This is a genomic window from Chryseobacterium sp. MEBOG06 (assembly GCF_021869765.1).
Lineage (GTDB): Bacteria > Bacteroidota > Bacteroidia > Flavobacteriales > Weeksellaceae > Chryseobacterium.
On sequence record NZ_CP084580.1, the window covers coordinates 2713486 to 2726311 of the forward strand.

The 12826-nt window shown below is 35.0% G+C and carries 13 protein-coding genes; all 13 read right to left on the reverse strand.

Annotated elements, in window-relative coordinates:
• Positions 1-108: 108 nt before the first annotated feature.
• The gene (locus tag LF887_RS12435) at positions 109-1056 is read right to left on the reverse strand and encodes an electron transfer flavoprotein subunit alpha/FixB family protein (protein ID WP_236854522.1); all 948 of its coding nucleotides are present in this window, start codon (positions 1054-1056) and stop codon (positions 109-111) included.
• Positions 1057-1094: 38 nt separating this feature from the next.
• Positions 1095-1841, reverse strand: coding sequence for an electron transfer flavoprotein subunit beta/FixA family protein (locus LF887_RS12440; protein ID WP_236854523.1), 747 nt, complete (start codon positions 1839-1841; stop codon positions 1095-1097).
• A 149-nt stretch (positions 1842-1990) separates the two neighbouring features.
• Positions 1991-2698 carry an SDR family oxidoreductase gene (locus tag LF887_RS12445; protein WP_236854524.1) on the reverse strand — a complete coding sequence of 236 codons (708 nt, stop codon included), beginning with the start codon at positions 2696-2698 and terminating at the stop codon, positions 1991-1993.
• A gap of 80 nt (positions 2699-2778) precedes the next feature.
• Complete coding sequence (locus LF887_RS12450; RefSeq protein ID WP_236854525.1) at positions 2779-3693, reverse strand: T9SS type A sorting domain-containing protein; 915 nt, start codon at positions 3691-3693, stop codon at positions 2779-2781.
• Positions 3694-3945: 252 nt separating this feature from the next.
• The gene (locus LF887_RS12455; protein ID WP_236854526.1) at positions 3946-5325 is read right to left on the reverse strand and encodes a dipeptidase; all 1380 of its coding nucleotides are present in this window, start codon (positions 5323-5325) and stop codon (positions 3946-3948) included.
• Between the two features lie 169 nt (positions 5326-5494).
• Complete coding sequence (locus LF887_RS12460; RefSeq protein WP_236854527.1) at positions 5495-5767, reverse strand: hypothetical protein; 273 nt, start codon at positions 5765-5767, stop codon at positions 5495-5497.
• A gap of 138 nt (positions 5768-5905) precedes the next feature.
• Entirely contained in the window at positions 5906-7051 is a 1146-nt protein-coding gene (locus LF887_RS12465; RefSeq protein ID WP_236854528.1) for a THUMP-like domain-containing protein, read from the reverse strand.
• Between the two features lie 978 nt (positions 7052-8029).
• On the reverse strand, positions 8030-8413 hold the full coding sequence (locus tag LF887_RS12470; protein WP_236854529.1) for a GxxExxY protein: 384 nt from the start codon (positions 8411-8413) through the stop codon (positions 8030-8032).
• A gap of 218 nt (positions 8414-8631) precedes the next feature.
• The gene (locus tag LF887_RS12475) at positions 8632-9795 is read right to left on the reverse strand and encodes a methylmalonyl-CoA mutase family protein (protein ID WP_236854530.1); all 1164 of its coding nucleotides are present in this window, start codon (positions 9793-9795) and stop codon (positions 8632-8634) included.
• Positions 9796-9894: 99 nt separating this feature from the next.
• The gene (locus LF887_RS12480; protein ID WP_236854531.1) at positions 9895-10251 is read right to left on the reverse strand and encodes an FtsB family cell division protein; all 357 of its coding nucleotides are present in this window, start codon (positions 10249-10251) and stop codon (positions 9895-9897) included.
• Positions 10252-10255: 4 nt separating this feature from the next.
• Positions 10256-10870, reverse strand: coding sequence for a uridine kinase (gene udk / locus LF887_RS12485; RefSeq protein ID WP_109617533.1), 615 nt, complete (start codon positions 10868-10870; stop codon positions 10256-10258).
• A gap of 208 nt (positions 10871-11078) precedes the next feature.
• Positions 11079-11384 carry an ATP-dependent Clp protease adaptor ClpS gene (locus tag LF887_RS12490; RefSeq protein ID WP_236854532.1) on the reverse strand — a complete coding sequence of 102 codons (306 nt, stop codon included), beginning with the start codon at positions 11382-11384 and terminating at the stop codon, positions 11079-11081.
• Between the two features lie 10 nt (positions 11385-11394).
• Positions 11395-12753: a hemolysin family protein gene (locus LF887_RS12495; RefSeq protein ID WP_236854533.1), complete on the reverse strand. Its 1359-nt coding sequence runs from the start codon at positions 12751-12753 to the stop codon at positions 11395-11397.
• Positions 12754-12826: the final 73 nt, after the last annotated feature.

Here is a 12826-nt window from a genome sequence, read left to right on the forward strand (position 1 = left end):
TGTATGATTATCAATCGTCAATAGTTAATTTTGTGATACAGGTGAATTCTTTTATTATTTATTAAAGAATCGATGAGTAAAACATATTGACTATTGCCAATTCTTTTTTTATCCTTTTATTGCTTTGATTTTCTCTGTAAGCGCAGGAATAATCTGGAAAGCGTCTCCTACTACTCCATAATCAGCAGACTTGAAGAACGGTGCTTCAGGGTCGCTATTGATTACTACGATAGTTTTTGAAGAGTTTACTCCGGCAAGGTGCTGAATGGCTCCTGAAATCCCTACAGCGATGTAAAGATTGGGTGCAATAGCTTTCCCTGTTTGTCCTACGTGCTCTGTGTGAGGTCTCCATCCGATATCAGAAACAGGCTTAGAGCAAGCTGTAGCAGCTCCTAACACGTTGGCAAGGTCTTCGATCATTCCCCAGTTTTCAGGACCTTTCATCCCTCTACCTGCAGAAACAACGATTTCAGCTTCTTTAAGATCCAATTTACCTGAACTTTGCTCATGAGAAATCACTTTAGTATCTTCATTCGCTACTGAAAGGTTTTTCACTTCTTCTGAACCTGATACTGCGTTTTCTTTTACTCCGAAAGCATTTTGAGAAACAGTAACGATCACACCGTTTCCTTCAGCTTTTGCATGCATGAAACCTTTTCCTGAGAATGCTCTTCTCTTCAACTGGAACGGAGAAAGGCTTTCAGGAGCTTCCAATGCATTGGTCAGTAAAGAATAGTTCTTCATGATTGCAAGCATTGGAGCAATTGAAGAAGCATCTGTAGTGTGAGGGAAAACGATAATGCTTCCGTCTGCTACTTCACTTACAGCCTGTGCGAATGCTTTTGCTGAAAAGCTCTTAAGACCTTCGTCTTTGATATTGATAACGTTTGATGCTCCATATTTGTATAATAAATCTGAAGAATCTGTTGGGTTTACAGAGATCGCTGTAACGGTATCTCCCGCTTTATCTGCAATAGCTTTAGCGTAAGAAACTGCTTCAAAAGCTGCTTTCTTGTAAACTCCGTTTATATTTTCTGCGTATACGAATACTGCCATTTTCTTAAATTTAAAGATTAAAAATTAAAGGATTAAGATTAGATTACCTTAGCTTCTTCGTGAAGTAATCTTACCAATTCGTCCAGATTGTCAGGAGAAACCATTTTCACAGCAGCTCTCGCCGGAACGCTGTCATAAGATACTCCCTGAACTTTTACTTCTAAAGAAGTTGGCTCTACCACTTGCAATGGCTTTGTTCTTGCAGACATAATCCCTCTCATATTCGGTATGATAAGGTCTTTTTCGTCTACTAATCCTTTCTGACCTGCAATAATTGCCGGTAATTTTACAGAAATAGTTTCTTTTCCCCCTTCAATTTCTCTTACTGCAGTTGCTTCGCTTCCGCTTACGTCTAATCCTACTGATGCGTTTACGAAAGGCAGATTCAATAACTGAGCTACCATTCCGGGAACAGATCCTCCGTTATAATCAATTGATTCTTTACCGCAAAGGATAAGGTCATATCCTCCGTTTTGAGCCACTGCAGCAATTTCTTTTGCTGTAGAATAGCTATCCTGCGGATCCAGGTTTACTCTTACGGCATCATTGGCACCGATTGCTAAAGCTTTTCTGATTACAGGTTCTGTAGCAGCATCTCCTACGTTGATTACTGTTACGGCCGCTCCCTGAGATTCCTGAAGTTTAATCGCTTTTGTCAGCGCAAATTCGTCTAGAGGGTTGATTACCCACTGAATTCCGTTTTTGTCGAAAGCAGATTTGTCTGCTGTAAAGTTAATTTTGGAAGTAGTATCCGGAACACTACTAATACAAACTAATATTTTCATGTGTACTATTTTATTTTTTCTCTTTTATGCATAAAATCATGACAGTTTATGCAGAGATTTTGTTTGAATTAATTTTTGCTAATATAGATAAAAAATATATTATGCATGCATAATACTTATTAAATTATTATTCAATACATTAGATGTACTTACTTGCCTGGCCTTGTTGCCCTAAACTCTATTTTACTTGGCAAAACCCTTGCATTCATCTTCAGAACATCCAATATAAGATTCCCCATATCTTCCGGCTGAATCTTCCAATTATCTTTTTCTGAAGGAATATTTCCGTTAAAATGAGTGGCTACTGATCCCGGCATAATAACCGTAGATTTGATATTATATTTTCTCAGATCAATCATGGCAGCCTGAGTAAAACCTACTACACCAAATTTTGAAGCGTTGTAGCCGGTTCCGTTTTCAAAGAAATTGGCTCCTGCCAGACTGGAAATGGTAATATAGTACCCTTCTGTCTTTTTCAGCGCTTCTACGGATGCTTTTAAGGTATAAAAAACGCCTGTAAGATTTGTTTCTATCATATCATTCCATTCTTCGGCCGTCAGCTCATCTACAGGTTTAAAAATCCCCAATCCAGCATTGGCTATTACATAATCCAGCCTTCCGAACTTTTCCAGAATGTATTTCACGGCCTCCTGCTCGCTTTCAAGACTTCTTACATCCGAAACAATTCCCAGTACATTTTCTGAATATTGCTTAAGCTCTTCTTCAGCCTGCATGACATCTTCTCTCTTTCTTCCTGAAAATGCAACCGAGATTCCATTTTCAAGTAAAATTTTAGCAATCCCGAAACCAATACCTTTGGTTCCTCCTGTTATATACGCTGTTTTATTCTCTGACATAGAATCCAAAATTTTAATTCTCTAAAATAACAAAAACGCTCCAATTGAAGCGTTTTATATATCCTAAGATTTATCAGGTATTATTTTTTTATGAATTTTTCGGTACTGCTTCTTCCATCAGTTTCTATAGTAAGTAAATATTCTCCAGCAGACAAATTTCTTACATCTATTTCATCTCCATATCGTTTAACATCAATTCTTCTTCCATTAAGATCATAAACCATTACATTCTTGATTTTATTCTGAGAATTAATTTTTATAAAGTCGGATGCCGGATTCGGATATAATGATACCAGTTTAGTATTGGTTTTAAGGTCATTGACCCCCAGTACGACTCCGTTGGTGATCACAATATTATCAATATAAGCACTCCCCAATGCATTATTATGCACAAAACGAAGCTGACTGATATCTACTGTAGCAGCGGAACCTGTGTAAATCAAAGTGTTATTAAGATAATATTTAATATCTGTGGCAGTTCCCACTATCCTGCATTTATACCAGATGTTCTGTGTCCAGATTTCGGAAAGAGAAATAAGAGTTTGTGTTCCTGAGATCATATCCAGAATTTTCACCACACCCGTCTTATCAAAATCCACTCTTACTGCAAACTGTTCTTCTGTACTGTCTACTGCCTGAAATCCAAAAACGGAACCGTTACGCTGTGACATATTAATTTCAAAAGAAATAGAAAAATCAGCAAAGGAAATAGGGGTCTGTAAATTATAAAAACCTCCTATTATGGGATCAGTCTGCGTTCCATAGGTAGATTCTTTGACGATCTTCAGGGAACGAATTCCATCACTGGCATTATCTGTACTGATCACCTGATTGGTGACATTGGCAGGTATTCCACCTGTAGGAGTGCTTATCCAATTCACCTGTCCGTTTACGTCTATTGGTGAAAAGCCTTCAGCATCTTCAAAAGAAATGATCTGCTGTGCAAAAGAAAGTATTGAAAATAAGATCAATACAAATGAGTAGTGTTTTTTCATGGTAAATTAAGTTTTACAATAAAAATAATAAAAAATTCCATCAAAAGTGAGATATAATATTAAATAAACAACAATAAACGTTTTATTTTTAATTAGCTCAACTTAAAACTCACTATAATTAATATCTATACAATCTGAAATACAGCATATAAGGACACTTTTCCTCAAGATAATTTGTTAAAATCAGACACTTATAAAAAAGTAAAGGCGCCTCCTGATAGAAGCGCCTTACTAATTTTATAAGTTTAATTCTTATTTTGAATAATTTTCAAAAAACAATGGAATACTTTCAATCCCTTTATAGAAATTAAACAATCCATAATGTTCGTTTGGAGAGTGGATTGCGTCGGAATCCAATCCGAAGCCCATCAATACCGATTTAGCTCCTAAAACCTTCTCAAACATCGATGTAATTGGAATACTTCCTCCACTTCTGTACGGTAAAACTTCTTTACCAAATGCGGTTTCCATAGCCTGCTTAGCTGCTAAGAATTCCTTTGTATCACTTTGCAGAACGTAAGGCATTCCTCCATGGTGAGGAGTTACTTTAACTTTTACAGTATCCGGAGCTATTTTTTCGAAATATCTGGTGAATTTTTCTGTAATTTCTTCCGGAGTCTGATAAGGAACCAAACGCATTGAAATTTTTGCAAAAGCTTTTGAAGGGATAACTGTTTTAGCTCCTTCTCCTGTATAACCTCCCCAAATACCATTACAGTCTAAAGTAGGACGAATGGAAGCTCTTTCCAGTGTTGTATATCCTTTTTCACCTTCTACATCGCTTAAGCCTATTGATTTTTTGAATTCTTCAGGGTTATCCTTCAATTTATTCATTTCTGTTCTGTCAGAATCAGATACAATCTCCACATTATCATAGAATCCATCAATAGTGATATGACCATCTTCGTCAATCAGGTTAGCAATCATTCTTGAAAGTACATGAATAGGATTCGGAACGGCACCTCCGTAAAGTCCTGAATGCAGGTCCCTATTTGGTCCTTCCACTTCTACTTCCACATAGCTTAATCCTCTTAATCCTGTAGTAACGGTTGGCTGCTCATTGCTGTAGATATGGGTATCAGAGATCAGAATACAGTCACAAGCCAGTTTTTCTTTGTTTTCATTTACGAAGTCTCCCAGGCTTACTGATCCTACTTCTTCTTCTCCTTCCAGAATAAATTTAACATTACAAGGAAGTGCATTGGTTCTCATCATTGCTTCGAAAGCCTTCAGGTGCATAAAGAACTGTCCTTTATCATCTGCTGACCCTCTTGCAAAAACAGCGCCCTCGGGATGAAGTTCAGTTTTCTCAATGTAAGGCTCAAAAGGAGGTTTTCTCCAAAGCTCCAGTGGATCTGCAGGTTGAACGTCATAATGTCCGTATACCAATACCGTTGGCAGGTTTTTATCTATAATTTTTTCTCCGAAAACGATAGGATACCCTTTTGTTGCACATACTTCAACATTATCAGCTCCAGCATTTCTAAGGTATTCTGCACATACGTCTGCACACTTCAATACATCATCTTTATATGCCGGATCTGCAGAAATAGAAGGGATTCTCAATAACTCAAATAATTCATCCACGAAACGCTGTTTGTTTTCGTTGATGTAATTTAATGTCTCTTGCATTGTAAAATTTTATTTTGTTAAAATTAAAAAAAATGCTTCGCTGGACCAAGCAAAAACGCAGGATTTTCCAATAAATTGCTTATTTCCCGGTAATTCAGCCTTCTATCATTTTTATTAATAAAAAATGCCCTGCATAGAAACAGGGCAATTGTATATTGTATACTTATAATTAGTGTTCAGCTTTTGGAGCTTTTTCTGCTGTTTCAACAGGCTTTGCAGCAACAGCACTGTCTGTTTTAGGAGCCGCAGCTTCAGACTTTACAGCCTCTTCCTTATGATCAGCAGCAGCCTCATGTCCATGAGCTTCTCCTCCCTGAGGATCGTCAGAATATCTTTCTACTCCTTCTTCCAGTTTCAAAGTACCTCTGTTTCCTCCGTTCGGTACCTTTTTACAGCTTACCGCTACCGTTGCAATCGCTAAACATATAACTAATTTTTTCATATGTAAAATTTATTTTTTTTAAGGTTATATGGAACCGCACTATTTTAGCTTATTTTAAGTATCTAAACAGCGAGCGATTTCATGCTTACATTTTTGATTGCCCAAAATTAAGAAAACCTACTTTTTTCGGCAACATTTTTATACTGATTTTAAAATTATTTTTCCTTTTTTAGATTGTGTAAAAATAAGATACTTCTCACCGCCATCTTTCAACCCATATTTCTTTTTAATATCTTCGGGTTTTAAGGGGTGATTTTTTGAAATAATATTATACTGTTCTTTCTTTTTAACACCTTTTGAATCAATAGATTCCATTTCTAAAATCCTTCCTGGGAAATTTGTTATTCTTTCTCCGCTGGTATAAATATGGGTATTAGGGTGAAGCTTTTTCAATCCGAATTTTGCTGAAATCAAATTAAAGATTCCTGCTTTTAAAATGGAATTATTGGGGATATAAATGAATTTTTCAGGTTCATCATACTCAGATACTGCATTTTCTTCTTCTCCAAAAACAAAAGTAAAGGCAGGTTCCCCACTTTCAAGATTCACACAATTGCAAATAATTTCTTTTTTATTTTCATCGGATAAGAAGATGACAATCTCTTTTACATCATTTTTCAAAGCAACAATATCAATCCTGAAGATTTGAGGCAAAACAGAAACCAGGTATTTCATATCAATCAATGGAGATAGCTTAATTACGACCTGATTTGAAATTGAAAGTAATTTTTCCCGGATTTCAAGAATATTTGGAGATAAGTCCTCCAAAAGGAAAACTTTGTTTTTATTCTGGTCTCTTCTGGCCGGATCAAGATAAACGACATCAAAATGCTCCTGATTTTCATTTAAAAAGTCTTCCAGCTTTCGGTTGATAAATCGGGCATTCCTGCTCAAAACATTCCAGTTATGCTCTACAATCTTTAAAAGTTCCGCATTCTGCTCTATTAAAGTAATATCCTTAAAATCCTGAGACAGATAATAAGCATCAATACCGAAACCACTTGTAAGATCAATGAATTTTTTACCTTTTAAAATTTCTGATTTATAAAGGGCTGTTTTTTCAGAGGACGACTGCTCGAGGCTAAGCTGTGGAGGGAAAAGAATGCCTTCTTTCAGCAAAAAAGGGAATTTTCTTTCTGCAACCTGCTTTCCTTTGATCTGTTGTACTATTTCCTGCATAGAAACCTCTGGAAATGGGGATTTTTTCAGTAGCAGTGTGTGTAAATCTGCATTCAGATTTGCATTGATGTAATTTTGAATTTCTTTGTTTAATATTTTAACCACAGATGAGATGGATTTTCACAGATGTTTATATTTTATTTGTTTATGTATTACAGTGCAATTATACTTTTAATTTCTTCTTATTCTAAAGCTCTCTGTAATAAGATATGTGAATTAGGATATCTATTTTTTAACCGCAGATGACACGGATTTTCACAGATGTTGAGGTTTTATTTTTTTATGTATTACTACGGTGCAACTATACTTTTTGTTTCTTCTTATTCTAAAGCTCTCTGGAATAAGATATGTGAATTAGGATATCTATTTTTTAACCGCAGATGACACGGATTTTCACAGATGTTGAGGTTTTATTTTTTTATGTATTACTACGGTGCAACTATACTTTTTGTTTCTTCTTATTCTAAAGCTCTCTGGAATAAGATATGTGAATTAGGATATCTATTTTTTAACCGCAGATGACACGGATTTTCACAGATGTTGAGGTTTTATTTTTTTATGTATTACTACGGTGCAACTATACTTTTTGTTTCTTCTTATTCTAAAGCTCTCTGTAATAAGATATATGAATTAGGATATCTATTTTTTAACCGCAGATGACACGGATTTTCACAGATGTTTATATTTTATTTGTTTATGTATTAATACGGTGCAACCATACTTTTTGTTTCTTGTTATTCTAAAGTTTTGTGTAATAATATATGCGAATTAGGATATCTATTTTTTAACCGCAGATGACACGGATTTTCACAGATGTTTATATTTTATTTTTTTATGTATTACTACAGTGCAACTATACTTTTTGTTTCTTCTTATTCTAAAGTTTTGTGTAATTATATATGTGAATTGGGGATATCTATTTTTTAACCGCAAATGACACGGATTTTCACAGATGTTTAGGTTTTATTTGTTTATGTATTTTAATGCAGGTACGAGACATTGATATCTTTTTCTTCTGATTATTTAAAAAAATATACGCAATCATCTGTGAAAATCTGCGTAATCTGTGGTTAATAAAAAAAATCAGTCCAAATCTCCTCTTACTTTCCGAAAAATACTTTTACTAATATAATCAGTATTAAAGTTAACCAGAATCCCTAGTTTCAATCCTGTTAACTTTAGATAGGTTAATAATTGCTGGTGATGAACATTTGCTATTTCTGTTACCGCTTTTATTTCTATGATCACTTTATCTTCAACAATTATATCAGCGACAAAGCTAGAGTCAATAATAGTATCTCTAAATGTAATCTTCATTGGCACCTGAGTATTCACTTTTAATCCGTTATTCTTAAGTTCGTAAGCCAAAACTTTTTCGTAAACCTTCTCCAAAAGCCCCGGTCCTAGTTCATTATAAACAGAAAAAATAGACTTCCTGATAAAAAAACTTATCTCATTTTCTTTCATAACATTTGTATTTTGTGTTTTTATAAATTTACACAAAATCTTTACAGAAAATGATCACTTATCAAAATTATCTCTGATAAAAAATATAATCAGATGTGCTGATATTATACCATTTTGCCTAAGTAAGATTGATTTGCCCTCTTATCAAGATCTTTCTCAGCTTGCGAAAAACTATAATAGGAGAATTAGAAGACTTTTTCATGATGTAAAGAATGTTTTTATTCAAACATTTCAGCCCAACGAACCGCTTTTATTTCTGTTTCGCTGTATAGATCCGCTATTGACTTTTTAACCTCCAATTTGGGGTATAAATTAACGCCAATCAGCTTTATTTTCCCCTCTTCGATCCATTGTTGTTCTTCAATAGCGTGATCATAAATTTTCTTCTGAATAACGCCCTGCTTTAAAAGCTCAAGATAGCCTCCTGCTTCTTCCATTTCAACAAATAAAGCCCATGACTTGTCTGCAATCTGTTGAGTGATATCTTCAACATAATAGCTTCCGTTAGAAGCATCTTCAAATACATTAATGATACTCTCATAGGCCAAAACAATCTGTTGCTTGAAAGAAATTTCTTTTGAATTATCTGTACTCCTGTCAACAAGGTAGTTATTGGTAAAAACGGCATCTGCTCCACCAATCATTGCGGAAGCAAGCTCTAATGTAGAACGGATCAGGTTGTTTTCACTATCCGAAACGGCTTTATTTCTAAAAGATGTTTCTGCAAAAATGTAGGGAACTTCATCCATACCGTATTCTTTTGAAAGCTGATTGAAAACTATTTTAAAAGCTCTCAACTTTGCCATTTCAAAGAAATAGTTGCCTCCAACAGCGATTCTGAAGATCAGTTTATTGATTATTTCTGCACCATATGCCTCTATCAGCTCTTTAGTTTTTGCCAGGGCAATCCCCAGCTGCTGATAAATAGCAGCTCCGGCATTCTGATGTAAGGAAATATCAACACAAATGTTTCTTTTGAATTCTTTTGACAATAATTCTTTTGCCAGCTGGTCATCAATGCTTCCCTCCTTCTCGTTAAAAACATCAATGAGAGAGAAATACTGATCTTCTTCTGTAGGACTGATATGCCCTGCCAGATCTTTATTATTGATAAAAAGAGTTTTCTCGGTCAGATTTTCAACATTCTGATCCAAAAGAAATGCAAATACTTCATCTTCCAGACTTTCGTGGTAGCAAGCTACCAAATGGGTACTTTCTTCAATTCTTGGCAGATTTACCAAAGGCTTCTGAACATCTGTGTAAAAAGGCTTTACCTTTATTCCCTCAAGGTTTGCTTTTTCCAGAACGGGATAAATATCCTCTGTTTTAAGCTGCTTTTTTACTAGTTTTTCCCAGTTTGGAAGTATATCTGTATTTGACATTAGTTTTGTTTAATGGAGTGAGTTATCGATGGTCAATTTTACCTGATTAAGTGAATAGTATCTCTGACTATTCACTATTGAGGTTTTTATTGCATTATTTTATTTTTTAGCGACTTTTGTACTGTCTACTACCAGAATAAAGATTTCTTCATTCGGCTTTTTCATAAAATAATTTTCTCTTGCATATTTTTCTTTCTCTGACTTGTTGTTCATCAGTTTTTTATAAAAAGCATCATTTTTTTCGTATTCTTTTTTATAATACTCCAATTGCTCTTCATTCTTATGAATCTCGCCATTCAGTTCGTTAATTACAAGAAATGAGGTTTTGTCGAAGAAAACCATCCATACCAAAAACATGCAGATCGTAATGGTATACTTATTCAAAAAATATCTCTGGATAGTTTTGAATGTTTCAGATTTCGGCTGAATGTTTTTGATAAGTTTGTTTTCTTCCATTTTTTTAATGTTTTCTCAACGAGTTTTTAATAACAGTAGTTAAAAAATCAATCGCTACGGAATTCTGTTTCATATTAGGAATAATAAGATCGGCATCATTTTTAGACGGCTCGATGAATTCCTGGTGCATAGGCTTCAGGGTAGTCTGATAACGGTGCAGTACCTCACTCAGATCTCTTCCTCTTTCCTGGGTATCTCTTCGGATACGCCTGATCAGCCTTTCATCTGAATCAGCATGAACAAAAACCTTAAGATCGAATTCTTTCAGCAATTCTTTGTTGGTAAGGACAAGAATTCCCTCTACTACCAATACATTTTTAGGTTCTACAGTGACATGATCTCCTGTTCGGGAATGTGTTACAAAGCTGTAAATTGGCTGCTCAATGGGCTCATTGTTTTTTAAAGCTTTAACATGTTTTATCAGTAATTCAAAATCGATGGACTTCGGATGGTCATAATTTAAAGCCTCTCTTTCTGTCAGTGTCAGATTCTGATTGTCATGATAATAATTATCCTGAGAAAGGATATTCATTCCTTCAATATCAAGCTGTTGAAGTATTTTGTCAACAACTGTAGTTTTGCCAGATCCTGTACCACCGGCAATTCCTATTACAAGCATTCTTTTTTGTTTCTTTATAGTTGGTACAAATATACTATTTTAGATAAAATATGGCAATGTAAGAATATAATTTGAAAAATTAAGAGATTAGGACATTCAGGGATTATTGAGGGAAAAGTTAAATGTTTGAGAAATTTACAGTACAATCACTGCCTATTTGCCTCATTTTTCAATAAAAAATCCGGCAAATTGATTGCCGGATTTTATTTTATATAATTTCGCTTGTTAATTCCCTTGAAATTAATTTTTCATGCATAGGCTTCAATACATCTATTGATCCTGTTTTTACGGTGCATTTGCCTTTATAATGTACAAGCATTGTGCACTGCTCGGCCTGTTCCATTGTATGCTTGCATATTTCGATCAGACAATCAATTACATAATCGAATGTATGAATATCATCATTATGAAGCACCAGTTTATAGACATCATCCGTATCATCCAGTACCATTACTTCTTCTTCATACTGGCGCTTTGGATTTTCGTAATCTCTTATTGTATTATAAAAACTCATTCTGATTGTTTTAAACTTCTCCAATTTTATCTGCTAAGTTGTCAATAGCATTGGGTTCCTGATAGATCAATTCAACAAGCTCTACACTCTTATTATTCATTTTCAGAATTTTGAAATGATAGTTATCAAGGTCAAACTCCTGATTTTCCTCAGGAATTTCTTCTAGCTCATATAGGATGAATCCTGCCAATGAATTGTACTCGCTTTCCTCGGAAAGAGGCAGTTTTTTAGGTAAATGTTCATTGATCTCATCCAGAGGCTGGGTTGCCTGAACCCAATAGGTATTATCTGCAATTTTATCAACGATCTTTTCTTCTTCATCTTCTTCATCCTGAATTTCACCTACCAGTTCCTCCAGAATATCTTCTAATGTAATAATCCCTTCAGTTCCTCCAAATTCATCAATTACAATCGCCAAATGCTGCTTTTTCTGCTGGAATGTTTTTAATAAGTCTGAAACTTTTTTACTTTCTACCACAAAAAATGCATCACGCATCAGATCTTTAAGGTCTTCATGATCAAGATCTCCTTTTCTTTTGACAAATTCACGGATGATCTCTTTGGTATAGAAAATCCCGATTACGTTGTCTATTGAGTCCAGATACACCGGAATACGAGAATACCCGCTGTCCATGATCTTGTTGATAATATCATTGATATCCTCTTCAAAGTCGATAGAAGTAATATTCTGTCTTGGAACCATGATCTGCTTGGCAGAGTGATCTGTAAAATCAAATGCATTTTTAATGATCTCATAGTTCTCTTCTTCAATCTCTCCGCTGTCTGCACTCTGCTTTACCAAAAGCTGAAGCTCTTCTGTAGAGTGAATTTCCTGTTCCGAAGCCGGATGGATTTTTATAAGTCTTAAAAAGCCATTGGACATTGAGTTCATCAACCAGATAAACGGTTTGAATATTGTATAAAAAACCCTCAACGGAACTGCAGTAGCCATTGTAGTGGCTTCTGATTTTCTGATCGCAATTGATTTTGGAATAAGTTCACCAAATACAATATGCATAATGGTAATCAATACAAAACTGGTCACCACTGAAACAGTGGTAATTGTGGTTTGTGTTAAATCTATATTTAAAGAGTGGAAGATACTTTCTACCACATGATGCAGGGCGCTCTCTCCTACCCAACCAAGGGCAAGGGATGCCAATGTAATTCCTAATTGTGTAGCAGAAAGATATTCATCAAGATGTTTGATAATGTGTTCTGCCTGTTTAGCCATCGAATCGCCTTCTGCGGCTTTTAGTTGGATTTGTGAGTAACGAACTTTAACAATTGAAAATTCTGCGGCTACGAAAAAGCCATTTAGTAAAACAAGAAATAAGGCCAGCAAAAGCCTGACTATGTCCGAGTCCATTTAGAAGTTGTATAATTTTATTAGGTACAAAGATATGCAAAATATAAATAACCTGAATCCGGGATAAGGTATT